Source organism: Paenibacillus sp. Marseille-Q7038 (assembly GCF_965111595.1).
In genome coordinates, this window is the sequence record NZ_CBCOOM010000001.1 from 347,365 (window position 1) to 371,789 (window position 24,425).

Here is a 24,425-nt window from a genome sequence, read left to right on the forward strand (position 1 = left end):
AAGGGATGACTAGGAGCCATTTTTTTAGATTTCATAATCTAGCAGTAAAGGGTAGCATCCTTTTATCACTAGATGTATATTTATGGAATAAGAATATATTGATTTCCATATTCTTTTGCCTTGGGAGGTTTCTATGAAAGAACTACCGACTATTCCATTAGATAGACTTAATATGCGGCCATTTCGTCATGAGGATGCGGAGCAGGTTCAGGTGTTAGCTGGCGATAAGTATATTGCTGAGACGACATTATATATCCCGTATCCTTATGAGGATGGGATGGCAAAGGCTTGGATCGATACACATTCCGAGTCTTTTAATGAAGAGAGATCACTTACCTTAGCTATTGTACATAGAGAGGAATCCTATTTGATTGGCGCGATAACGATTGGTTGCAATAAGAAGTTTGATCATGGGGAACTTGCCTACTGGATTGGAAAAAAGTATAAGAGTAATGGTTATTGTACAGAAGCTGCAAAAGGGATCGTGCATTATGCATTTGAAGAAATGAAACTGAATCGAATCTATGCTCGTCATTTAGCGAGAAATCCTGCATCAGGTAAAGTTATGCAAAAGATTGGTATGAAATATGAAGGATTATTAAGACAGCATGTTAAAAAGTGGGGCGAGTATGAAGACCTTGTGTGCTATGGATTGCTAAAGGACGAATATGCATTTTAAGAGATCCGTTATTCGTGATGCATTAAGGAGGGGAGTGTGCGATGAGAATTAGAATCCGGCTTGCCATCATCATATTTATTCTCGGGTTACTGATGGGATGCGATGGAGAAACCGGAATCGGAAATCAGGTGACACATGTGGATACAGAATCCCGAACGGAAACAGTAATAGCCAATAGAGACGGAATTGCTGTTCCTTATAAACGACAGATCTATACTAAAACGGGTTTGGATTTCTCTTGGAAATGGCAGACGGAGGAGTTACCTGAGGAAGTGATAGAGCAATATGAGAACTATGTGAATTCAGTACCTGGTGGATTTATGATACAAGAAACCCCCGCCAACTATTTTATATGTGTGAGTTTTGGAAGGAAGGAATCCGTAACTAAGGGATTTAAGATTAAATCTGTAGCTGTGCACGATATAAATACAGAGCGAAGCTTTTTAAGGATTCATGCCATCCCTGTATCTAACGAAGATATGATGGATAAGGATGTGCAGGGAGAAGGAGAAGTCGCTATAAGAGCACTTATTAGTGTGGCAAAAAAAGATTTACCTGAGGGAATTGATATCAATGAGATGATCTTGAGTGTTGAAGAGGAAATGGAGTAATTTACATGAAGAATTATAAATATTAGAAGTTGTTTGAAGCCCATTAGGTTGCTCGCGCTTGAAGAATATCATTAACGGAAGAATTGGCGTTAGAGAACAAAAATTCATTTGGAGCGCGATCAAGCCTGGTTCATGATGAATAACTCATATATTTAGGAGCTGATCTTGGTGAATAGGACAAGGAATGTAGCCGTACTGCTGTATGAACATGTCGATGGTTTAGATTTTTGCGGAGCATTTGATGTATTTGCCACCGCAAGCGATTGGGGAAAAGATTTTTACACGTATACGGTCAGCGAGAAGTCGGAGTTAATAAACACAATAAGCTCTTTTACCATTGCTCCTAAATATAACTTTAGTAATTGTCCGAAGCCCGATATTTTAGTAGTTCCTGGAGGTATCGGGGCAAGGACAGAAATGAACAACTCAGACCTAACCTCGTGGATTAGGCGTACCTCGGAAAATTCAGAAATTGTATTATCCATATGTACAGGTGCCTTATTATTAGCAAAAGCGAATTTGTTAAGCGGACTTAAAGTAACAACGAATCAGCGGGCTATGGACTTGTTAGCACAAGTGGTACCTAAGGATTGTGAGATCATCAATAATGTTAGATATGTAGACAATGGTAAGATCGTGATGTCCGCAGGCGTTACCGCTGGAATTGATGCCTCTTTGCAAGTTGTCTCCAAATTATTAGGGGAAGAGCGAGCAGTAGAAACTGCTTCAAGATTAGAGTATAGATGGAATCGGGAACTTCTGTAGTCAGAGGCGAATTCATTTATTCGCCGCATGAAATCCTAAGTAACATACTAAAGAAATAACAGAAACATAAGTGATCACTCTAACATACGTAAATACGTCAATCAGGTGGATCTCAAAAAGATATAAAAAATCAGTATCATTTTGAATTCCAATAAATACAGCATCATTGATAAGTAAGATATTGATTATTACGGACAGAGCAAAGACAAGTAAAGAAAGTTTTGATAGATATCGTCCATCTTCACTTTTGACAATGAACAAGATGGAGAAAAGAGTACAGAAGATTAAAAGAGCTAATAGCATATGATATCCCTACATTTCATCAATATATTTTATATTTTCTTGGCGTTTTGAAGCTATTCTAGGAGGTTCATTCGAAATCGAATGTTTCTTTAATATATTAATATAACACATCAAACACAAATACCCTTATTTAGTAGAAACGACCCATTTTATTAGGTGTAAGAATTAAATTAACGCTGGAATTATCTCAATCCTATAAAGCACGAAAGTGTACGGCAGAACTGATTTTAAAGAGCGGGGAAAAGAAGGAATTATCCCTATGGATATCTGATGGGTCAAGTCTATTTACGGATCACGAGGATACGGGACATTATATATTAGACGAGAAGGCCAGAGTGACGATGATGGAGATTTTAAATGAGATAGAAGAGTGATGAGACAAATAATCAGATTTCGTAGCACTCGCCAGATATTAATGTTTATAAAATAGGGAGATTTAATAATATAATCAAACTTCCCATATTACACCAATCCAGTGTAAAATATAACACGATATGTGCTAATTATATAATTCTAGTACAAAAATATTAATTAGGAGGTGCAGGATAGTTTTAAATCTAAAGAAAGTTAATACAAAGAAATTGTTAATCAGTGCGTTAATGTTATTTGTAATATTTGCAATCTTATTATTTTTCGCAAACAGAGGCAGTATAGGAAGTGCAGTGGTGACACTGAATAAGATAAACGAGAAATCTATCAATGACGTTTTTGGATGAAATAACAAACGAGAAACTAGAGATACCTTCTATTGTGAAACCATTTCTTATCGAGGGAAAAGAGTACTTTATTACCTACCAGGTAACTTTATTCGGAAATAACAAAATAAAAACTATTTCTTATTCATCGAGTTAGTACAAAACTGATCTTTATGAAAATGCCTTGTCATGATTTATATGATGAGGTGATTTTTATTTAGATTAGAGGGTTATATTCTTGAACTACAGAACATTAAAGTACGGATCTAGATTTCTTTTTAGAATAGGAGTGTAATCTATGAGTTCATTAACGAATGAAGACATACAGCTACAGCTGATTGATGCTGCGAAAAAACAATAAAAGAATAATATAAAGAGGGAAAACACCATGTAGGAGCAGCGATACGAACGAAAACGGGCAAAACTTATTCAGCCGTTCATCTAGAGGCTATATCGGAAGAGTGTCCGTATGTGCTGAAGCTGTTGTATTAGGAAAAGCGATTTCAGAGGGAGAATGGGATTTTGATACGATTGTGGCAGTAAGGCATCCGGATCTCACTGAAGGAGCACAACAAGAAATAGAAGTCGTATCTCCTTGCGGGTTCTGCAGAGAATTAATCAGTGATTATGGACCAGAGATAAATGTAATCTTAAAGAAAGAAGACAAGTACATAAAAGTAAAAGTTAGTGAATTACTTCCGGAGAAATATACAAGAGGAGAATAGAATAAGAGATGAATCAATATCAACTGATTCTTGATGCAGCTGGAGTTCTTATTACCAATCTTTCTCCGACATTTTGGTATGAGATCGCCGAAAGGGCGGATATATCGCATGAACTTTTACGAGTTCAATATAAACAAGAAATTCGTGAATCCCTATGGTCTGGGAAGATAAGCGAAGAGGAGTTTTGGCAATGGCTCGAGATAAAGTGTCCATCGATAGAAATCGAAGAAGCAAAACGAATACTATTCAAACATCTTGGGCATTTACCTGCTTTTGATTATCTTCCAATGTGGAGTAAGTTAACTGACATTCATATCCTTAGCAATCACCGGACGGAATGGATTGAGCCGCTATTTAGACCCATGCTACCCTACATAAAAAGTTTCACAATCTCAAGTCATGTAGGACTTTGTAAACCTGATCCTAAAATATACGAGCTTGTTAATAAAAAACTGAACTCGATTGGACAAGTATGGTATATAGATGATCAAGAAAAAAACCTAAAACCAGCACAAGAGAGGTTATGGAATACGTATATTGCAGATCAGAATGGAAACTGGATTTATCATGTAAATGGATTATTAAATATCTCATAACAGAATATTAGTAAAGGAGGGTGTTCCATATGATGCACAGAAAAGTGCTGCATTATGATGCTTTTTCGTCTAAACCTAATAAAGGTAACCCAGCAGGGGTTGTACTAGATGCAGATGATTTAGATGAGGAATCAATGCAATCTATTGCAAAATCGGTAGGTTTTAATGAAACGGTATTTATGCTGAGATCCAAGAAGGCAGATGTAAGATTGAGGTACTTCACACCGGGACACGAGATTAATTTATGTGGGCATGCGACCATTGCTGCAATGTATTGTCTAAAGACTGTAGGAGTTCTTAACGAGGATCAAAATAAGATTGAAATCGAAACGAATGTTGGAGTATTATCTATCTTTTTTGAAACAAGGAATGGCGAACACTTTATTAAAATGAAGCAAGACATACCTCAGTTTACTCCGTTTCAGGGTTCTATATCGAAGCTTGCTGAAAGTATCGGGATCACAGAAGAAGATATTGATGCTACGATGCCGATTGTATATGGAAGCACGGGGACATGGACACTGTTACTACCTATCAAAAATGTACATAGTTTCTCTAAAATGAAGCCAAATAACTCCATGTTCCCTGAGATTCTTATTCAGAATTCAAAAGCATCCATTCATCCTTTCAGTCTGGAAACGATAGATGAGCATGCATTTATGCATGCAAGACATTTTTCTTCTCCGTATTCAGGAACCATTGAAGATGCTATAACGGGAACAGCTTCCGGTGTTATGGGGGCTTATTATCTAACTTACCTAAACCAAGATGTTTCTGAAGTGAATTTTCTTGTTGAGCAAGGACAAGAAGTAGGGAGAGAGGGAAACGTATGGGTAACTGTTAACCGTGATGAGCGGAATATGAACGTATATGTGTCAGGGACAGGCGTCTATGTCAATGAATTTGAAGTGTCATATGCAGTAGCGGAGGAGAGCGTATAGTGAATGAAACCTATCATATACAGTTAGGGTTACAAATACCATAATTGCTCTAAAAGCATATGAGGATATGATTCCAACCCTAGAAACTTGGCTTTACAGGTAACATTTAATAACGACAGGAGGTGTGGTTAGATGGGAATCACGTTCTTTCTTGTAAGGCATGGAATAAAGGAAAAAGCCATAGGAGATGTTCCAATCACTCCACAAGGTATCATCCAAGCACAATCTACTGCTCAGCATGTTAGTACGATACCGATCCATGCAATCATTTCTAGTCCACTTCGAAGAGCTATAGAAACGGCGGAGTATATTGCTGCTAAAACAAACGTAGAGATTATCGTAGACGACCGTTTACGGGAGCGTGCGAACTGGGGAGATCTACCGGAACAGACATTTCAAGAATTTATTCAGATGTGGGATAAATGCACTCGGGAACCAGACTATATTCCTCCTATAGGTGATTCTGTGAAGTCGGCTTGCGAAAGAATGTCCTCCATATTAGCGAGTCTAGCAGAGCAATATCCATCCGGTAGTAATATTATCATCGTTACCCATGGAGGATTGATTACTGATTACGTAGTGAATACATTTTCTGAGGATGTGCTCCATCATATTCATCCCCAGTTTGTTGCGGAGCAAAGCACTTTAGTATCCGAATGTTCGATTACTACACTTGTTTTTGATGGTGAGAATTATACAATTGATCGCTTTGCATCAATAGATCATCTAATGAATGAACCAGAGGAATCAACCCCTTGAAGAATATCTAATAGGTAAAGAAGGAAAAAGAAAAATGAAAATTATGGTCATTGGTTCAAGCGGTTCGGGTAAGTCAACATTTTCACGAGAACTTGGGGAAATATTGAGTTTACCTGTTTACCATCTAGATCTGTACTACTGGAAGCCAGGTTGGATTGAAACACCGAGGGATGAATGGGATGATGTTAACCGGCAATTAGTTGCCAAAGATCAATGGATTATAGATGGACACTATGGAAGAACGTTAGATATACGGTTACAAGCAGCAGACATTATTATATTTATTGATTTATCACCTGTAATCACGACATACCGGGTTATCAAACGCAGAGTACAATATCATGGCAAGACAAGGCCTGATTTAAATGAAGGTTGTCCTGAGTCGATTGACTGGGCTTTTATTAAGTATAGTTGGAATTTCAGGAAAAATAAAAGAGTGGGAATATTAAAAAAGCTAGAGGAACATGCAGATAAAAAAATCATCATTATCAAACGTCCTATGGAAGCCAGAAGGTTATTAAGTAGGATCAGAACAGATGGAGTATTAGATGAATGATGAGAGAGGTGATTTCCATACGGGATGAGATCGATGAGTTGATTGAGTAATATCTTGTAGATTCAAAGATTCAAGAAGCATTGAAATTGTATTTAATAGAGCATAAGTAATTCAATTCATACCAAGGAGATCGCAATGAACAATCCACAGTTTAATAAACTGAATCAATATGTTTCTGAAATACAAAGGGAGATTAGTGCTACAGCCGCAGCAACATATATTATTTAAAATGATGTAGTGATTAATGAGTGGTATTCAGGACGACATGATTCACTGACTTCATCTAGAATGGTTGATGCGGATTCCCATTTTAACGTGGCTTCTGTTAGAAAGACCTACCTCGGATTTGCGATTAGTTTGCTTATTGAATTTGGAATGATTCGTAGCATAGATGATGAAATTGGATATTACATAAATGAAGTTCCAGATCTGATAAAAGGAATAACCATACGGCATTGTTTAACTCATACGCACGGTCTGGATATTAGTGAAGGGGAGATAGTGAACTCTTTTTTGCCTGGTACAGACTGGGCCTATACAAATGTCGGTATTAATCTTTTAATCGAGTTGGTTCAATGTGTTACAGGTACATCGCTAGCCAACTATATTCAACATGAATTATTAGAACCAGCAGGACTAGTTGAGACGGGGTGGCGAACTCAATACGAAGAACGATTAATCTATAATTATTATGATGAACAGGATAATCGGGTTGGACCGAATGATAGTTCCGCAGGGGATCAGAGCAATCTTTTTGTCAGTGCCAGAGAATTAGCATTGTGGGGGAATCTACATCTTACTAAGGGTAAGATCCAAGGTGAAGCAATTTTCTCTGAATCCATTTTTAATAGAATTACAAGTCTGCAAACCCCAGAGACATTGCCATCTCATTTACCGAGACAGGGCTTCATCTGGTGGCTGCAAAGAAATACCCCCTTAAATCAGATAGGTAGTAACGTACCTGATGACGCATATCAAATTCTTGGTATAACCGGATGTGCTTGTTTGGTCATTCCTAAATATCAAGCGGTAGCGGTACGGATGTATAATCAATTAAACAATAAGAGGGATTACAACTATTTAAAAGATATAAGAGAGTTTGGTAACAAAGTGATTGAAGCTCTGGAAGTAAACCATTAAAAAATACTTACGAAGGAGTATCCTATGAATGCACAAGAACTAGCCATACAAGCCTGTAAGATTTCTAAAGAATATCTAAAACCAGGTATATCAGAAAAGGAATTTTCGGATATTTGTGAAAAAGTAATGTATTCACTAGGAGCAGAAGATTTATGGTATCCCATGCTTGTAAATTTTAATACAAATTCGAGATATTGCACCCGGGCAAACCATTTACCCTCAGATGATGTTTATTTATTGAAGGATGACATTGTATTGATCGATTTTAGTCCGAAGGTAAACGGATATTGGGGGGATTATTCGGAAACTATCGTGATTACTGAAAATGAAGCTTATACTCGTCTTGCAGCAGACGCAAAGGATGTTTTTGAACAGACCTTTGATTACGCAAAAAGATGTAATACCATCGGAGAATTATTCACCTTTTGTGACAGTCTAATTGAGTCAGTGGGATATCAATTACTAGATCCAAATGGGAATATTGGACATTCCATTGAGGACGAGAATAACCAATCAAAGAGGATATTTATTTGTCCTGACAATGCCAACACGTTGTTAGAAGGAAAAAGGTGGGCCATTGAACCTCATATCGGCAAAGGAAACTATGGGGCGAAATTTGAAAACGTAATTGACCGTTGATTAGGCATGAGGAACTTTAGACAAAATAAAATAAAGGATATGGTTGAGATCATAAAAAGACGAGTGCTACTTATTTTCATGGTGATTATCATCATTACAGTTGTTATAACACCTGTCCTATACGTGCAGGTAAACAAGTACAATTATGCGAATAGAGTAACAAATTATTTATTGGAAGAAGAGAAATATAGCAGAGAAGAAATAGAATCTGTAAAAGGGGTTTGGGGAAAGAAGTTACCTTCTTTTTATACTCTCGTGATCTTTAAGGATGAACCCTATGTGGAATATGTGTACTTTGCTCATAATGAGATTATGCAATTTGACTACCGATTAACTGAAGAGGGTGAGAAAAAAGGAGTTACGAAATCGAAGCTGAAACATTATGTACCCTCCAATTAGAGAAGTGAATTACACAACGCGATACATAAGACATATTTGGACTGTATACAAGTTATTGTATAATCATAATAAATATTCAGAAAAATAAAAAGGGAAGCCGCAAACCCATTTATGGTTAGCGGCTTCTTTATGAAATGAAATACTTATCTTTCATTAAGTACGATAGCTTGCATAAATACTTCTTTATTCCGGTAGCCGGTACTAAATCCGAAATTAAATATCTTGTCTTTCGATTGTTGTGTGGAACCGAGAAGACCTTCACCTAGACCACAGGCTATAGCTAATAATAATGCAAACAAAAACGGTGATGATAAGTTCTATTTCATTATTTCCACCTTGAGAGGAGGTTAAAGCAATACATATAAAAATAAAAGGTATTTTATTCAATATCGTATTGCCTAATACTCTAAGGTGTATGAACATAGCAATTGTAGTTACGATGACTACGTTCAGAAATATGGCTAATTGTTCAGGTACACCCATTCCAGTAAACATATCCGGGAATATAAAGTTAAGTTGCCCCCAAGTTAAACCTGCTAAAATATTTAAAAAAATAGCTGGAATATCCTTAAGCTTAGATCCAGTTCCAAAAAACAGAGCCAATATCACAAAGTTCATCCAACCGAGTGTAAAACCTGTATACGCATAAATGTGGAAGAAAACAGCGCATGTAAATGATATATAAAGGCTGTATAATAGCACGGATCTATTCATAAAATACCTCTTTCAAATGGTACACTTTTACAAAGACGATTGATCATTTTATCGTTGATAAGACGATACTTACTTTCAAGGATTTATACGTTGAACGTGTTAATTACCTTCAATTTCCGTATAAAAGTCACGAAGTAGTTTATTAATTGTTTCCGGAGCCTCCGTTTGAGGGAAATGGTTTAACCCATCAAGTTCTACCCATTTTGCATGAGGGAAGATATCGACAATGGTATAAACAGCTTCTTTATCAGAAACAACATCATGAGTACCATGAATAATTGTAATCGGCACTTGAAGATTTAAAACATTAGATTCCGGACGATACTGAAGGATAGTACGAGTTTGGTTTTTAAATACCGTTGGTTGCCATTTACCAGCTTCCAAAGCGATTTCTTCAGCGCATCCAAGTCGTTTATAGAAGTTAGCCGCATCACTCGGTGTAGTTTGGTGAACAGCAAACATATCTTCATGACCCCCCAACTGGGTCGCACCTTCACTAGTAAATACAGGTCCTCCCATCATGATAATTCCTTTCACAAGCTCCGGATATTTTCCGGCAAACGCAAGAGCTGCCATGCTCCCAATGGAATGACTTACTAACACAAACGGTTCTGTAACTTCAGTAGCATCAAGCACCGTTTTCAAATCGTCAGCATTTTTTTCTGTAGTGTAGAAAGAGGAGTCTACAGGTTTGCTAGAAAGCCCATAGCCACGATTGTCATGTGTAATTAAGCGATAAGAGTTTTTCATCGCTTCAACTTGGTGTTTCCATATATCATGTATCCCCATGTAACCCGATTGAAAGACAATGGTAGGTCCATTTCCCTCTACTTCATAATAAATTTCCAAACCGTCATTTGTTTTTGCCCAGCTCATATAATTGCACTCCCTTAATAGACTAATATCAACATTGTTGTTATTGATTTAATAACATCCAGTTGTTAAGTGTACAATAACATCAAACCTGAAAATGATCAAGATTTATAAGATTGTCTGATATGCTATACTACTAAAGCAGCATGATGGGAGGCAAATTAATGAAGTATTCAACAAAATTCAGTGATGCGATCCACATACTAGTATATATCCATGTTTCCAAAGATAAGGATTTATCCAGCAAGGCAATTGCTCATAGTATTAATACTCATCCTTCTTATGTAAGACAAATCATGTCCTCTCTGAAAAAAGGTGGTCTACTGATCAGTGTCCACGGACACGCAAACCCAAGTCTTGCTCGTGAACCAGAAAAAATAAATCTACTTGATATTTATAAGGCAGTAGAGGGGAATAAGCAGATCTTACACTTAGATACACACACAAATCCTGATTGTATAGTTGGCTGTAACATCCAAAAGATTACGGCTTTATACTTTCAAGAAATCCAAAACACCACTGAACGAAAAATGGAGCAGATTTACTTGTCTGACTTGGTGCATAAAATATCCGACATCGAGCTAAAGAGCTCTAGTGAGAAACAGAGTTTTTGGTTCATTGAGGTTGACCATGTAGATTAAGAAGTTTTCTGTATTTATTGAATTAACAGGAAACCTTTAATTAAAACTAAAAGGAGTAGTTCGCCGATGGCAGCTGCTCCTTTTTACGTTATTTTAATGGGCGGTATAGTTTAGTTATACTTGTTATTTACGAGATATATGAAAGCTCTCTATGGTTAACTAGGAAATTAGAGGAGAATGAATAGGGATGGTTGAAAAGATAAGATGAACGTAGTCTAGTTCAAGGATATACGTCTTATAACAAGGTGTTTCTCATCGTGTTTATACCTATTTAAATTGGCAAGTAGACTTTATATTAGCAAAGTAATAATGAATGGAGGGTATTCTCATAATTATTTACTCAGAGGAAAAGGTACAGAATGCGAATGATGTAGCACAAGTATTTAAGAATTCCGGAATAAAACGTCCTCATGAAGACTACGAACGAATACAAAGAATGATAGATAACGCAGATATTTTAATTACGGCTTGGACTAAAGGAAAGATGATCGGGGTTGCAAGAGCGATAACGGATTATTCGTATTGCTGCTATTTATCTGATTTAGCAGTAGATACAGCTTACCAAAAGGATGGAATTGGAACAGAACTGGTCCATCGTGTACAAGCTCGAATCGGAGATGAGTGTTCTTTGGTGCTTCTTTCTGCACCAGGAGCAGTAGAATATTATCCTCGATTAGGTTTTGAAAAAGAAGATAAAGCGTTTGTAATGAAGAGAAAGAAATGATCAGAGATCAAACATAGGACTAACACAATATAAAAAAGGGTGAAAAACATGTCTCATCAAGGTTTTACGAACTGTCTTCAAATGTTTCCAAGCACAGATATGGATAAAACAGCAGCATTTTATGTAAGCATTGGTTTTCGGGAAGTACGTTATTTTGATTCGGAAGAACCTCATATTTGTCTTTATAAGGATCGGCTTGAAATTGTTTTTAGGGAGGTGGACTAATGAAACCTTTTACTTTTGATGTTCCTATGGTAAAAAGAGCCTATAAAAAGGCGCATCGGGACTTATATTTGTACATTAGCAAACCGGAATCAGAAGGAGAAAATAGACCGGTCTTATTATTTTTTAATGGTGGGAGTTTTAAGAAGGATCCAATAACTCCAGATCAATTTCAGTATCAAGCTAAACATTTTTCAAGTAAAGGGATTGTTAGTATTTGTGTTGATTATCGGAACGGATCGGATGCAGATTTCACACCTGTACAAGCGATCTGTGATGTGAAGTCTAGCATTCGATGGGTAAAGGATCACCACCTAGAGTTAGGGATTGATCCGAATCGTATTATTGTGTGCGGTGCATCGGCGGGCGGGTATATTACCGTTTCGGCATTCATGTTTTCGGAAATTGATGATGAAGTGAATCATACAACTGATTATAACGTGAGCGAGCTGATTATTTTTGCGGCGGGTATGGATGCCGTTGATATTACAACTCGGCTTTTTCCTGAATTGGTGCCTATCTCGCAGACGATCTCTCCAAAGCATCATATTAAGCGTTGTTTACCGCCGACCCTGTGGATGTGTGGAACAGGAGATGTTCTGTATGAAGAGAATATAGAATTCATTAACCAGATGAAGAAAGCGGGCAATGAAATACAATTTTTGACCTATGATGGTATGGAGCATGGATTTTTTAATTACGGTAGGCATGAGAACCTATACTTTGATAGAACAATAAAAGACATGGAGAATTACCTTAAAGAAAAGCATTATGTACTGGAAGATCAATGATAGTCCTTACATATTTGATAAAGGAAAGGGAGCAGTGAAGTGAGGACTTGATTCTCAGTATTGCTGCTTTTTTTGTTATTTACTTGTCTGATATATAAATCGAAATAGAAGAAGATAAATTCTTCCATATCGTTTAAAATACAAAATAAGGAATTTTTAATTCAGAAAGGAGAGTTGAAACTTATCCCTACAGTTGGATTACTTGGAATGATACATGATGAAGAGCTGAGACAGAAATATCATTGTACATTACCACTTTATAAACAGATAATAGTAGACTTTGCACCTGATCTTATCTGCGGTGAAGTTCATCCGCTTAGTTGGAAGAGGTACCTGGAAGATAACACGGATAAGGGATATTGGGGAGAACCGGCAAGTGAATATTGGGATTTGATCTTTCCTTTATGTGAAGAGAAAAAGCTGGATTTTGTCCCGATTGATTGGTTTGAGCTAGATGTATGGAATAATTTTGGCGCTGATTTAGATTTCTCAGAAGATCAAAAAAAGGATTTTCAAGTTATGGAGAAGGATTGGTTTGCGAAGCAATTACAAACGTCTGAGTATGGAAAAATTCCATTTAACTCAAAAGAGTTTGATGTGATAACGAAGAAAAAGTATGAATGGCTAAAGGATCTGAATGAAAAGTCATATCAACTTCGTTGGCATATTCGTAATCAAATTATGGTTGAAAGAGTGAGAAATACTTACAAAAAATATCCGAACAAAAGAATTTTATGTACTGTTGGGGCGGATCATAACTACTTTTTTGAAAAAGAATTAAAGCAGGACTCGATTGAATTTATTTATCCGATTAGTAGTTTACGGGGAACAAATAAGATGATGGAGGCATAATAATTATGGCTACGTGGATCACTCATTTTAGAATTGCTGAGAGATTAATAGATTTGGGTTTACCTGTATGTAAAGAAGAATTCGTAGTCGAAATATTGGTCCAGATTGTGGAATTTATCGTGAGGGAGCAGGACTCATTCCTCCAAAGGAAATAACACATTTTGAAATCGATAGAAAAATAAACGCAGACCTATTTTATAATCAGTATCTTCTTCATAACGAGAACGATATCCATACGAAAAGGTTATCTTTTTATCTGGGCTATTATCTTCATCTTGTGACCGATCAGGAGTGGAGCAAATGTTATCAAGCTAAAAAGAAAGAACCACTATATCAAAATATAATAGGAACACCTGAATATTGGAGTTTAATTAAAGAAGATTGGTACGGAATCGATTTTGAGTATTTAAAAAACAATAAAGATCATATCTTCTGGACTACTTTTCAAAATATCACTGAATTTGAGGATTACTTAGATATTTTCCCTAAAGGACAAGTGACTTAACAGATCGGGCGGATCACATCGTTTTATTTAGAAAATACAATTCCGAATAATCATCATTTTATATATCTTACACAAAGTGAAGTAGATGAATTTGTGGAGCATACGGTATCTAGAATCATTGAAATACTAGAAACACGTATCGATAAAATGAGTTTGAGGGGAGATCAATATGACGCAATGGCGCAATCCATTGAGGCGAAATTAAAAGAAATGAATATTTCTTTGCCACCTTCGAGTAATCCTGCTGCACAGTATACGAATTACGTGATTGTTAATGGGATTATGTTTGTCTCTGGTAAAGGACCATCTGGACAACCGAAAGGTAAACTCGGCTCTACATACACAACTCAAGAAGGATATGAATTCGCTAGGACAACAGGAATTGAGATTTTAGCTGTACTTAAAGAGGCACTTGGTAGTCTAGATAAAGTAAAACGCGTTGCGAAGATCCAAGGTTTTGTAAATGCAGAACCTAGCTTTGAAGAACACCATAAAGTGTTAAACGGAACATCCGATCTCATGTATGAGGTCTTTGGAGAAAAAGGAGTTCACGCAAGATCCGTATTAGGGGCTGTATCGGTAAGAGATAATCTTCCCATTATCGTGGATTCTATATTTGAAGTGGAAGAGTAGATAACTATGAAGTTTTAGAAAACGCTATCACACCTAAGAATATAAGAGATTGGAGCTAACACATGAGTCAGTATACGATAGGAATCGATCTTGGTGGTACGAACATCAAGGCAGCCATTTTTAATAAAGAATTCAAAACGGTAGTTGAAAAAAACGTTCAAACGGAAGCAATCAAAGGTCCAACCCATGTGCTAAATAGAATGAAAGAAACCATAATTGAACTGTTGCAAACCTCTAATTTGTCGCAGGCTGACATAAGATGTATGGGAATGGGCATCCCCGGTCTCTTGAATCCGGATGAAGGTCTCTCAATCTTCTCCCCTAATTTTCCTAGTTGGGAGAACATTCATGTTGTAAATAAGATGGAGAATACCCTTGGAATTCCCACCTTTATTGACAATGATGTTCGTGTAAATCTCTATGGTGAATGGCGATTTGGATCAGGTATTGGATTCGATAATCTTGTGTTAATTACGTTAGGAACAGGATTGGGATCAGGAATAGTTAGTGGTGGCAACGTGTTATATGGAAAGACCTCAAGTGCTGGGGAAATTGGTCATATGAATATGTACAGAGAAGGTCGCCCTTGCAAATGTGGCAGTTCAGGTTGTTTAGGTAGATATGTTTCAGCTGTAGGAATGGTCAACACTTTAATTGAACGGCTCAGTGACGGTCATAAAAGTATCATTCAAGAATGGGTTCAACAAGATCAAAGCCAAATTACGGCTCAAATGATTTCTAATGCGTATGATGTAGGAGATAAAGTCGCAATTGAAGTAATGCATGAGACGGGGAGAATCTTAGGGTTTGGCCTTTCCAATGTCATTAATTTATATAACCCAGAGATGATTATTGTCGGCGGGGGAATGTCTGCAGCGGGAGATCGATTACTGAATGTGGTTCGGGAGACAACGGCTAAGCATGCATTAAAGTTATCCAATGAGGCATGTAAGATTCAGGAAGCTAAGTTAGGTGGAAAAGCAGGCATGATTGGTGCTGCTGTATATGCAAGCGAAAGAATGACAAAGAAACTCTCCAATGGAACTAGAATAGAAATCTGATTTGCGATGAGGGGGAGAAACAGTGGAAACGTCAGAGACATCTGAGATATCAAAGATATTAAGGCCATCAATGGTTATCAGGTCAGCTTCATTATCAGAAGCACCCATCATTCTAAACCTGTGGCAAAATTCGGCTAAGTGGCTTAATTCGAAAGGGATATACCAATGGCGTCCGGAGTTTTTTAATCTGGATCAGGTTATTGAATTTTTAACAAATGGATCTGATGTTTACATTGCGGAGCTGAATTCAGAGGTAGTAGGGACTTATATTATTACTTGGACAGATCCTTTTATATGGAAGGAACTGGATAATATAAATTCAGGTTATATCCACCGATTTGCCGTGAATAGAGATTATAAGGGAATGGGGATCGGAAATATTATCTTGAGAACAGCGGAACAGCAGATTAAAAGCCGGGGGAAGACTTTTGTAAGATTGGACTGTATGGCAGATAACAGCAGACTAAATGCATATTATCAAGATTATGGATTTAACTATATAAGATCAATAAATGGAGATGGATGGAGCGCTAATCTGTATGAAAAGCAGTAAATGAGCAGTATTTCCGCGTTAATAACGTAAAATAATCTTACTATAGAACATTTTAATAGCGTTATAAAAAACATTTTATGGATTTTTATCTCGTATTTTATTTTGTTATCCTGTATATTTAACTACAAACTTTTATGCGTTTTGACAAAGAGAAGCCTACAGACTTTAATACAACAAAGGAGTGCATCGAAAAAGTGTCCATGATAACGAGAGAAACTACAGATCAAAATATGCTGATTGCTACAGAGTATGTTCATTCCGTTTATGAATCGGTTGTTGCCAGAAATCCACAGGAGTTTGAATTTCATCAAGCGGTAAAAGAAATTCTAGATTCTCTTATTCCCGTTATCGCTGCTCATCCTAAGTACTGGGAAAACAGTTTGCTTGAACAGCTAGTTGAACCCGAACGTGTTATTACTTTCCGCGTACCTTGGGTTGACGATCAAGGTAAGGTACAAGTAAACCGCGGATTCCGCGTACAGTTTAATAGTGCAATCGGTCCTTATAAAGGTGGACTGCGGTTCCATCCTTCTGTGTACGCAGGGATTGTTAAGTTCCTAGGCTTCGAACAAATTTTCAAAAATGCATTGACGGGTCTGCCAATCGGGGGCGGTAAAGGCGGTTCTGATTTTGATCCAAAAGGAAAATCGGATCTTGAAGTAATGCGTTTTACGCAAAGCTTTATGACTGAACTATATAAGTACATTGGTTCAGATGCTGACGTTCCAGCGGGAGACATCGGCGTAGGCGCAAGAGAAATTGGTTATATGTTTGGACAATATAAACGTCTTACAAGTAGTCATGAGTCTGGTGTCTTGACGGGTAAAGGATTACAGTACGGTGGTAGTCTTGCACGTAAGGAAGCCACTGGATTCGGATGTGTGTACTTTGTTGACGAGATGTTGAAATCGAAAGATCTGAGCTTCGAAGACAGCACGGTCGTTGTATCCGGTTCCGGTAATGTATCGATCTATGCGATTCAAAAAGCTCAAGAACTTGGTGCGAAGGTTGTCGCTTGTAGTGACTCCGCTGGATATGTATATGATCCAGAAGGTATTAATCTGGAGACGGTGAAACGTCTAAAAGAAGTAGAACGTCTGCGGATCAGCGAGTATGTAAAAGAGCATCCTCATGCTACTTATACGGAAGGCTGTGAAGGAATTTGGTCTATTCCTTGTGATATTGCACTTCCTTGTGCAACACAAAATGAGATTGACGAACATTCTGCTATCTTGCTAGTTAAAAATGGAGTGAAAGCAATTGGTGAAGGAGCTAACATGCCTTCTACGCTGGATGCGATTGATATTTTCCATGAGCATGGCGTTTTGTTTGGACCAGCAAAAGCTGCCAATGCTGGCGGTGTAGCCGTATCAGCACTTGAAATGTCACAGAACAGCATGCGGTTGTCCTGGTCATTTGAAGAAGTAGATACCAGACTTCAAGAGATCATGCGTAACATTTATAGCAGCAGCGTTGAAGCAGCAGATCAATACGGTTGCTCAGGTAATCTGGTCGCTGGGGCAAATATCGCAGGTTTCCTTAAAGTAGCAGACGCGATGCTCGCTCATGGGATTGTCTAATTAAATAATTAAAAAGCGGTTATTAGCTTGTTAACAATGCAACCGTCTTCCCTAGGGTGAAGTGACCCCTTAAAGTTAGACACGGTTATTTCATTAGGCAACTTTTTCAAAATGAGTTCGGTATTGCACTGGACTCATTTTGAATTTTGCCTTGATCCGTTTCATATTATAGTAATTGATATATTTTTCTAATTCTGATTTAAAATGTTCTATACTTTCAAATTCCTTTAAATAGAGGAACTCTGACTTCATAATGCCAAAGAAGTTCTCCATTACAGAGTTGTCGTAACAGTTTCCTTTACGTGACATACTTTGAATAATTCTTCTTGATTCAAGGGCATGACGATATTGCTTCATTTGATAGTGCCATCCCTGATCTGAATGTATCAATAGTTTATGTTTTTTCGGGAGACGTTCTAAAGCCTTTTCTAACATCTCTGAAACAAGTGAATACGTTGGTCTAGAGCCGATTGTATAGGTAATAACTTCTCCGTTAAACAAGTCTAACACAGTTGATAAATAGAGCTTCTCACCAAATAATTTAAATTCTGTAATATCCGTAACCCACTTTTCATTCGGAGCTTCTGCCGTAAAGTTACGGTTTAGAATATTTGGCGCAATTTTGCCCACCGTTCCTTTGTACGATTTATATTTTTTCATGCGAACTACGCTTTTTAAGCCTAATTCTTTCATGATACGCTGCACTTTCTTATGGTTCACCTTTTGCTCACGATTGGCTAGTTCATCTCGAATGCGACGATAGCCATATCGACCTTCATGTTCCTCGTAAATCGCTTTGATTTCAGCCTTCAAGTCAGCATCTGGATCTGGACGATCTAGCTTCTTCACTACATCGTAATATGTGCTTCGTGGAATAGCAGCAAATGCCACAAGCGCCTTCACCGAGTATTTATGCCTTAATTCATAGATGACCTTTACTTTGTCTTCCTTGGTGATTTTTTCTTGTTTTGAACTAAGGCATTTAACTTTTTTAAATACTCATTTTCCATTCGTAAACGTTCCACTTCTGCCTGTAAGGCCTCTACGGACCCTTCTACTAACGTTTGATTCTTTCGTTTGATCGATTCTTTTTTCACGGATGGACGCCCCTTTTTCTTTGGTCTTAGGGCGTCCATTCCATGTGATTTTAAGCTCTCTTGCCAGCTTAAAATGGTGCTATGACTTGCAATATTAAATATTGCAGCCGTTTCTCTAGCAGACGTCCCGAATTCGTTCATATAATTAAGTACGTCTAGTTTATCCTGTATGGAATACGGTGTATAGCGCTTTTTAAAAACTTCTTCACCATGGTGCTCATATTGCTTAATCCAATTTAATAAGACAGAATGATGGATTCCTATCGATTTCGCAATCGATTTTATTCCTTCCGATCCATTTTGATAACGCATAACTGCTTGTAATTTTTTATCTGAACTAAACTTAGCCATATAAAAACTGCACCTCCAATGTTAGTTAATGTCTAACATTTGGGGTGCAGTTCAGGGAAGGCGGTTTTTAATTTTAATTTTTTGCGTGAATAGAATAAGGTGTTTACATTTTAATGATTAGATAGAGGATTTTTACATATAGGTCAAGAAGTATAGAGGTTATCGCATTAGCAATATGTTAGCTGGATATCAAAGATTCTATTACAGTAAAGAAAGGAGTTCATACGGGTGAATATCCTATGGGATTTTGATGGCACCTTGTTTAATACATACCCTGCTTATACTGAAATTCTTTATGAGATTCTTGACCATGCGGTTTCTAAAAAAGATATACATAATCACCTGAAAATTTCATTTACTCATGCTGTTCAGTATTACGGTTTATCAGAAGAACAGGTAAAAAGACTATTTGCTATGGAGAAAGCAATACACCCAGCAGATGCGCCTCCCTTTCCGTTCGTTGAGGACATTGTGAAATTTGCCGATCTGAATGTCATCATGACGCATAAACCTCGTAAAGATGTAGTACATATTTTGGAATATTATGACTTTGAAGATTACTTTACAGAAATTGTTGCTATCGATGATGGGTATCCGAGAAAACCTGATCCTGCATCGTACATTTATTTACATCATAAATATAAGATTGATCTAGTGATTGGTGATCGCGAGATTGATATCGTCCCGGCAAAGTCTATCGGAATAAAGACATGTCTATTTCAGAACAGTACTCCTGGAGCAGATTTATACTTATCGGCATATGAGGACTTTTTTGAAACTGTTGAATAATAGTTCTGACTAATCGATTGACTAATCGAAAGTTAGCCACAATAAAAAACCTCCAAACTATATTGGAGGATAGAAAATTATTTACTGTCAGATCCTGATTGTGCTAGTACAGAACCTGCTAATGATTTTGAAGTTTTAGTAGCGGAGTTACTTTGCAAAACGGCTGATGCTTTCTTAGACATTTTTTTAGAAGATACCTTATTCGTACTAGATTTAGCCATAGTAACGACACCCCTTAGTTTTTAATTTTATATATATTTAAACTACTGAGTTAATTGTAAACATGGATGCAATCTCACCAAGAAAGAATTTTAAGGAGAATGAGATAATGAATATCCTTTTACGAGAGCTTAACGAAAGAGATCCTGAAATCATTTCGAATGCTTTTAAACAGCAAGGTTGGGAGAAGCCAGCCGATTTATATACAAGGTATCTGGATGAACAAAAAAAGGGTGAACGTGTATCGATTGTTGCTGAAGTAGATGGCGATTTTGCTGGATATGTCAATGTGTTATGGGATTCGTATTATCCTTCTTTTCGAGAAAAAGGGATTCCTGAAATTAATGATCTCAATGTGTTAATTAAATATCGCCGATTAGGCATTGGCTCTAAGTTGATGGATAAAGCAGAAGAAATTATTGAAGAACGTTCTGATTCTGCCGGAATTGGGGTGGGGTTATTTTCGGATTACGGAAACGCTCAAATCTTATATGCAAAACGGGGTTATACCCCTGACGGCAGAGGAATACATAATGGTCAGCGATATATTGAATATGGAGATGTTGCCACAATCGATGATGATCTTACCCTTTATTTAACTAAAAAACGGATCAAACCAGAGATTCACATCAAGAACATAAAAGAAGAACAAGCAGAAGCGTTTTGGAAAATAAGACTTGAATCATTAAAAGTAAGCCCCGAGGCATTTGGAACTTCTTACGAAGATTCAGTTGCTACTCCAATCCATGAAGTTGTGAAAAAGATCAAAAATGAACAAGGCGAGTATATTTTAGGAGCATTCACAAAAGACGATCGAATCGTAGGCATTGCCGGTTTCAGAAAAGGGCAAGGAATGAAATTTAAGCATAAAGGAATGGTATGGGGAGTTTATGTTTCACCCGAATATCGAGGGAAAGGAATCGGCAAGAGCCTCATGGTAGAAGTATTGAACCGAGGCAAAGATATAGAAGAGTTGAAGCAAATCAATCTCAGTGTAATAACGGTAAATAGATCCGCAGTAGAACTGTATAAGAAATTAGGGTTTGAATCTTATGGTGTTGAAAAGAATGCTTTGGAGTATATGGGTGAGGCATATGATGAAGAGCACATGACTTATTTTTATAAGTAAACTTAGAAGACAGCGCAGAAAGAAGGTAGCTTGATGGGAACGTTCTTTATTATCTTATTACTATTCATTATTACAACCAGTGTTGTCACTATGGAAGTAAGGTTAAAGAGAAAAATCGAAAGAGACGAAGGATTACATTCGAGACTTGATTTAGTTATAAAAGAGATAAGAGAGATCAAGGAAGTTATTAACAAAGAATCTTAAGAACAGGAAGGGTGAGTGGATGAAGTTCATCGTTTCGGCAAGTGTGATTGTATTGAATGAGGACAATAAGATTTTACTGATGAAAGGTCGCAGAGGTTGGGAGATGCCGCAGGGTTGTGTAGAAGAAGGAGAGTCCATACGCCAAGCAGCCATTCGTGAGGTTAAAGAAGAAACAGGAATTGATATTGAACTAACTACTTTTTGCGGTACCTATCAGAATATAACAAGAGGTGTATGTAATCATATTTTTACCGGTATACCGATGGGTGGAGAACTTAGGACAAGTATAGAGAGTGATGAAGTTGGCTATTTTTCACTAGAAGAAGCGGATCAGTTAATTACCTGGGGGAACTTCAAAGAAAGAGTTCATCTCGCATTGGATAAAGCGAAGCATCCTTTTCTCATTGAGTTTACAGAATAAAATACCTTGGTTTAAGTAATTCAGTTTATAAAACTTGTTATCATGAAATTAAAGTTGAAGAACACTCCAGATACAGGAGAGCGATATCTCTCGGTACCGGGTCTTTTTCCAGAAGTATAATAGAAGAGCAGTTACATGCTGAATGTAGCTGCTCTTTTTTTATTTATTTTGAAGCCACTTTATCGGTTTATGGGAGAAAATGACTTAAGACTATCGCTACTCATGCACAATATGTATAATTATGGTAATAAAAGTAAAGGAGGATGAAATGAGCGGGATCATGAATTTAGATCAGGTTGTTCATCTTTTTCAGGAAGAATTCCAAAAATCCCTTATTGGCATATACTTGCATGGCTCGATGGCAATGGGATGTTTTCATCCGGATCATAGTGATCTAGACATCTTAGTGATCGTGAAGAAGGGACAATCCAGAGATACATATAAGAGAATTGCATCCGGACTTATTCGGATTGAAGAAGAGTTACATCTGGCAAAAGGCATAGAGTTAAGTGTGGTTTTGGAAAAATATACAGAAGAATTCGTATATCCTACTCCGTTTGAATTTCATTATTCTTTAGCGCATAAGGAAAAATATAAAGCGGACCCGGATTATCTATGCGGTGGTTATGGAGATACGGATTTAGCAGCTCATTTCGTAGTTATCTATCACCGGGGGATCGTACTCTATGGAAAATCGATTAGAGATGTTTTTACAGCGATTGATAAGTCGTATTTTATAGCATCGATTCAATCGGATGTAGATGAAGCGACCGAAGGGATTATTAAGAATCCGGTTTATTATGTCTTGAATTTATGCAGAGCGTTACTCTTTCTCAAAGAAGAGGTCGTATCTTCTAAAAGAGAAGGCGGGGAGTGGGCCACTCAGTTTGTCCCTAAGAAATATGTAGTGGTCATACATAACTGCCTTGCCGCATATCAAGGTAAAGCTGATGTGATCCAGCAGGATGATCCGTTGTTGCTTGAGTTTGCTTCTTATATGTTAGAAGAAATTGATAAAGCAGGGAGTGTAGTCTAGTGGAAGAAGTAAAATGGCTTACATGGGCAAAGCAGATCCAGGCAATCAGTCAGAATGGACTCGCCTATGGTAAAGATATTTATGATATTGAGAGATACGAGCAGCTGAGAAGCTTAAGCATAGAAATAATAAACACCTATACGAAAGTGGATTCGAATCTGATTACCGATTTATTCGCAAATGAAACCGGGTATGCCACTCCCAAGGTAGATGTGAGAGGTGTCATTTTTCAGGAAAATAAAATTCTTCTGGTTAAAGAAAAAGCGGATGGAGCTTGGGCGCTCCCTGGTGGATGGGCAGATATCGGTTTATCTCCACGCGAAATTGTAGTGAAAGAAGTAAAAGAAGAATCGGGATTTGATGTAGTGCCTCGGCGGTTACTTGCTGTGTTGGATAAAAATAAGCATCATCATCTCCCTTCTCCGTACCATGTGTACAAAATATTTATATTATGCGACATCATTGGTGGCAGTGCGATGGAAGGCATGGAAACAAGTGAAGTGAATTTCTTTGATCGATCCGATCTACCGCAGCTCTCCGAGGAGAGAAATACATACGGACAGGTCCAAATCATGTTTGATAAAGGTTTACAAGCGAATAGTGAAGTGGTTTTTGATTAACTAAGGTAAGAAATATTCATATAAGTGACGGGTCATCTCCTAAATTTCCTCGATCTAGGGAGGAGTAATTCGAATCAATACTCAAAAAATGAAATACATTACATTCATCATGGTGATTTCTTTGTTGTTGAACATTATTTTAGCCAGGATGCTGATTACGAAAAACAATACGATAGACGATGCGATTTCCAGCCATACCTTTCAAATTCAAGTCGATTTAGTGGAACTAGAAAGCGCAATTAATTATCAAATGGAGCAAAATTGGCAAGATGATAACGTTGTTTTGGAGAAATTGGAAGATGTTAAAGAAGAATTAGATTCTTTAATGAAAATAGGTCAAAGCTTAGGAAGATTAACCAAAGAACAAGAAGCAGAGCTGTCCATCTTTTATAACTATGTATCCAAATATCCTGATTATACAGGCGTTCCTAATACAGTTCTAAGTTCTGAAGATAGAAGAAAGCTAGCAGCGCTAGCAAGTAATCTTCCTAAAGCAGGCTGGGGAATGAACATCGGTTATAGTGGCGATTGGGACAGCTTTTCTGAAAAATTAACAAAATTACTTAAACAAAGTACTAATTAGAATGGCCGGTGCTCATATG

Annotated in this window: 31 protein-coding genes; 27 read left to right on the top strand and 4 right to left on the bottom strand. The window is 37.3% G+C overall.

Features of this window, described 5'->3' with window-relative positions; translation table 11 throughout:
• Positions 1–133 precede the first annotated feature (133 nt).
• The 11 genes from ACWPWY_RS01720 to ACWPWY_RS01770 all read left to right on the top strand — a co-directional run bounded on the left by ACWPWY_RS01720 (position 134) and on the right by ACWPWY_RS01770 (position 8,808).
• On the top strand, positions 134–679 hold the full coding sequence (locus ACWPWY_RS01720) for a GNAT family N-acetyltransferase (protein ID WP_454190096.1): 546 nt from the start codon (positions 134–136) through the stop codon (positions 677–679).
• 41 nt (positions 680–720) lie between these two features.
• Positions 721–1,290, top strand: coding sequence for a hypothetical protein (locus tag ACWPWY_RS01725; protein ID WP_454190097.1), 570 nt, complete (start codon positions 721–723; stop codon positions 1,288–1,290).
• A 168-nt stretch (positions 1,291–1,458) separates the two neighbouring features.
• Positions 1,459–2,055: a DJ-1/PfpI family protein gene (locus tag ACWPWY_RS01730; protein ID WP_454190098.1), complete on the top strand. Its 597-nt coding sequence runs from the start codon at positions 1,459–1,461 to the stop codon at positions 2,053–2,055.
• Positions 2,056–3,514: 1,459 nt separating this feature from the next.
• Positions 3,515–3,778, top strand: coding sequence for a cytidine deaminase (locus ACWPWY_RS01735; RefSeq protein WP_454190099.1), 264 nt, complete (start codon positions 3,515–3,517; stop codon positions 3,776–3,778).
• Between the two features lie 8 nt (positions 3,779–3,786).
• A complete protein-coding gene (locus tag ACWPWY_RS01740) occupies positions 3,787–4,374 on the top strand; it encodes a haloacid dehalogenase (RefSeq protein ID WP_454190100.1) in 588 nt (195 codons plus the stop codon).
• Between the two features lie 29 nt (positions 4,375–4,403).
• A complete protein-coding gene (locus ACWPWY_RS01745; RefSeq protein ID WP_454190101.1) occupies positions 4,404–5,315 on the top strand; it encodes a PhzF family phenazine biosynthesis isomerase in 912 nt (303 codons plus the stop codon).
• Positions 5,316–5,447: 132 nt separating this feature from the next.
• Positions 5,448–6,074, top strand: a complete 627-nt coding sequence (locus tag ACWPWY_RS01750; protein ID WP_454190102.1) for a histidine phosphatase family protein — start codon at positions 5,448–5,450, stop codon at positions 6,072–6,074.
• A gap of 34 nt (positions 6,075–6,108) precedes the next feature.
• Positions 6,109–6,630 (top strand): DNA topology modulation protein, encoded by a 522-nt coding sequence (locus ACWPWY_RS01755; protein ID WP_454190103.1) that lies wholly within the window; start codon positions 6,109–6,111, stop codon positions 6,628–6,630.
• 237 nt (positions 6,631–6,867) lie between these two features.
• Positions 6,868–7,770, top strand: coding sequence for a serine hydrolase domain-containing protein (locus ACWPWY_RS01760; RefSeq protein ID WP_454190104.1), 903 nt, complete (start codon positions 6,868–6,870; stop codon positions 7,768–7,770).
• A 24-nt stretch (positions 7,771–7,794) separates the two neighbouring features.
• Entirely contained in the window at positions 7,795–8,409 is a 615-nt protein-coding gene (locus ACWPWY_RS01765; protein ID WP_454190105.1) for a M24 family metallopeptidase, read from the top strand.
• A gap of 39 nt (positions 8,410–8,448) precedes the next feature.
• Positions 8,449–8,808: a DUF3139 domain-containing protein gene (locus tag ACWPWY_RS01770; RefSeq protein WP_454190106.1), complete on the top strand. Its 360-nt coding sequence runs from the start codon at positions 8,449–8,451 to the stop codon at positions 8,806–8,808.
• A 258-nt stretch (positions 8,809–9,066) separates the two neighbouring features.
• Here the strand turns inward: ACWPWY_RS01770 and ACWPWY_RS01775 are convergent, their stop codons facing one another.
• Both ACWPWY_RS01775 and ACWPWY_RS01780 read right to left on the bottom strand, forming a co-directional pair.
• Positions 9,067–9,522, bottom strand: coding sequence for a DUF1097 family protein (locus ACWPWY_RS01775; RefSeq protein ID WP_454190107.1), 456 nt, complete (start codon positions 9,520–9,522; stop codon positions 9,067–9,069).
• Between the two features lie 99 nt (positions 9,523–9,621).
• On the bottom strand, positions 9,622–10,398 hold the full coding sequence (locus ACWPWY_RS01780) for an alpha/beta fold hydrolase (RefSeq protein ID WP_454190108.1): 777 nt from the start codon (positions 10,396–10,398) through the stop codon (positions 9,622–9,624).
• Between the two features lie 161 nt (positions 10,399–10,559).
• Between ACWPWY_RS01780 and ACWPWY_RS01785 the strand changes: the two genes are divergently transcribed.
• The 9 genes from ACWPWY_RS01785 (at position 10,560) to gdhA (ending at position 17,957) form a co-directional block, all read left to right on the top strand.
• The gene (locus ACWPWY_RS01785) at positions 10,560–11,036 is read left to right on the top strand and encodes an Rrf2 family transcriptional regulator (protein ID WP_454190109.1); all 477 of its coding nucleotides are present in this window, start codon (positions 10,560–10,562) and stop codon (positions 11,034–11,036) included.
• Positions 11,037–11,349: 313 nt separating this feature from the next.
• A complete protein-coding gene (locus ACWPWY_RS01790) occupies positions 11,350–11,760 on the top strand; it encodes a GNAT family N-acetyltransferase (RefSeq protein ID WP_454190110.1) in 411 nt (136 codons plus the stop codon).
• A gap of 48 nt (positions 11,761–11,808) precedes the next feature.
• Complete coding sequence (locus ACWPWY_RS01795) at positions 11,809–11,985, top strand: hypothetical protein (protein ID WP_454190111.1); 177 nt, start codon at positions 11,809–11,811, stop codon at positions 11,983–11,985.
• Positions 11,985–12,773, top strand: coding sequence for an alpha/beta hydrolase (locus ACWPWY_RS01800; protein WP_454190112.1), 789 nt, complete (start codon positions 11,985–11,987; stop codon positions 12,771–12,773). The genes ACWPWY_RS01795 and ACWPWY_RS01800 overlap by 1 nt, the downstream gene beginning before the upstream one ends.
• A 174-nt stretch (positions 12,774–12,947) precedes the next feature.
• Positions 12,948–13,625, top strand: a complete 678-nt coding sequence (locus ACWPWY_RS01805; protein WP_454190113.1) for a hypothetical protein — start codon at positions 12,948–12,950, stop codon at positions 13,623–13,625.
• A 682-nt stretch (positions 13,626–14,307) separates the two neighbouring features.
• Complete coding sequence (locus ACWPWY_RS01810) at positions 14,308–14,763, top strand: RidA family protein (protein WP_454190114.1); 456 nt, start codon at positions 14,308–14,310, stop codon at positions 14,761–14,763.
• A gap of 62 nt (positions 14,764–14,825) precedes the next feature.
• Complete coding sequence (locus ACWPWY_RS01815) at positions 14,826–15,824, top strand: ROK family protein (RefSeq protein ID WP_454190115.1); 999 nt, start codon at positions 14,826–14,828, stop codon at positions 15,822–15,824.
• 22 nt (positions 15,825–15,846) lie between these two features.
• On the top strand, positions 15,847–16,377 hold the full coding sequence (locus ACWPWY_RS01820; RefSeq protein ID WP_454190116.1) for a GNAT family N-acetyltransferase: 531 nt from the start codon (positions 15,847–15,849) through the stop codon (positions 16,375–16,377).
• 200 nt (positions 16,378–16,577) lie between these two features.
• Complete coding sequence (gene gdhA / locus ACWPWY_RS01825; RefSeq protein ID WP_454192765.1) at positions 16,578–17,957, top strand: NADP-specific glutamate dehydrogenase; 1,380 nt, start codon at positions 16,578–16,580, stop codon at positions 17,955–17,957.
• A 93-nt stretch (positions 17,958–18,050) separates the two neighbouring features.
• Here the strand turns inward: gdhA and ACWPWY_RS01830 are convergent.
• A protein-coding gene (locus tag ACWPWY_RS01830; RefSeq protein WP_454190117.1) for an IS3 family transposase occupies positions 18,051–19,405 on the bottom strand; the annotation gives its coding sequence in 2 pieces (ribosomal slippage) (positions 18,051–18,952 and positions 18,952–19,405; 1,356 coding nt in all).
• 228 nt (positions 19,406–19,633) lie between these two features.
• Between ACWPWY_RS01830 and ACWPWY_RS01835 the strand changes: the two genes are divergently transcribed.
• A complete protein-coding gene (locus ACWPWY_RS01835; RefSeq protein ID WP_454190118.1) occupies positions 19,634–20,194 on the top strand; it encodes an HAD-IA family hydrolase in 561 nt (186 codons plus the stop codon).
• 77 nt (positions 20,195–20,271) lie between these two features.
• On the opposite strand, the gene ACWPWY_RS01840 is transcribed toward ACWPWY_RS01835, so the two are convergent.
• On the bottom strand, positions 20,272–20,415 hold the full coding sequence (locus ACWPWY_RS01840) for a hypothetical protein (protein WP_454190119.1): 144 nt from the start codon (positions 20,413–20,415) through the stop codon (positions 20,272–20,274).
• Positions 20,416–20,522: 107 nt separating this feature from the next.
• Here ACWPWY_RS01840 and ACWPWY_RS01845 point away from each other — a divergent pair, with 107 nt between their 5' ends.
• From ACWPWY_RS01845 to ACWPWY_RS01870, 6 genes are all read left to right on the top strand, one after another.
• Positions 20,523–21,542 (top strand): GNAT family N-acetyltransferase, encoded by a 1,020-nt coding sequence (locus ACWPWY_RS01845; protein ID WP_454190120.1) that lies wholly within the window; start codon positions 20,523–20,525, stop codon positions 21,540–21,542.
• A gap of 33 nt (positions 21,543–21,575) precedes the next feature.
• Complete coding sequence (locus ACWPWY_RS01850) at positions 21,576–21,746, top strand: hypothetical protein (RefSeq protein ID WP_454190121.1); 171 nt, start codon at positions 21,576–21,578, stop codon at positions 21,744–21,746.
• 19 nt (positions 21,747–21,765) lie between these two features.
• A complete protein-coding gene (locus ACWPWY_RS01855; protein ID WP_454190122.1) occupies positions 21,766–22,167 on the top strand; it encodes an NUDIX hydrolase in 402 nt (133 codons plus the stop codon).
• Between the two features lie 268 nt (positions 22,168–22,435).
• Entirely contained in the window at positions 22,436–23,203 is a 768-nt protein-coding gene (locus ACWPWY_RS01860; protein WP_454190123.1) for an aminoglycoside adenylyltransferase domain-containing protein, read from the top strand.
• On the top strand, positions 23,203–23,823 hold the full coding sequence (locus ACWPWY_RS01865; protein ID WP_454190124.1) for an NUDIX hydrolase: 621 nt from the start codon (positions 23,203–23,205) through the stop codon (positions 23,821–23,823). The genes ACWPWY_RS01860 and ACWPWY_RS01865 overlap by 1 nt, the downstream gene beginning before the upstream one ends.
• Positions 23,824–23,947: 124 nt before the next feature.
• Complete coding sequence (locus tag ACWPWY_RS01870) at positions 23,948–24,406, top strand: hypothetical protein (RefSeq protein WP_454190125.1); 459 nt, start codon at positions 23,948–23,950, stop codon at positions 24,404–24,406.
• Positions 24,407–24,425: the final 19 nt, after the last annotated feature.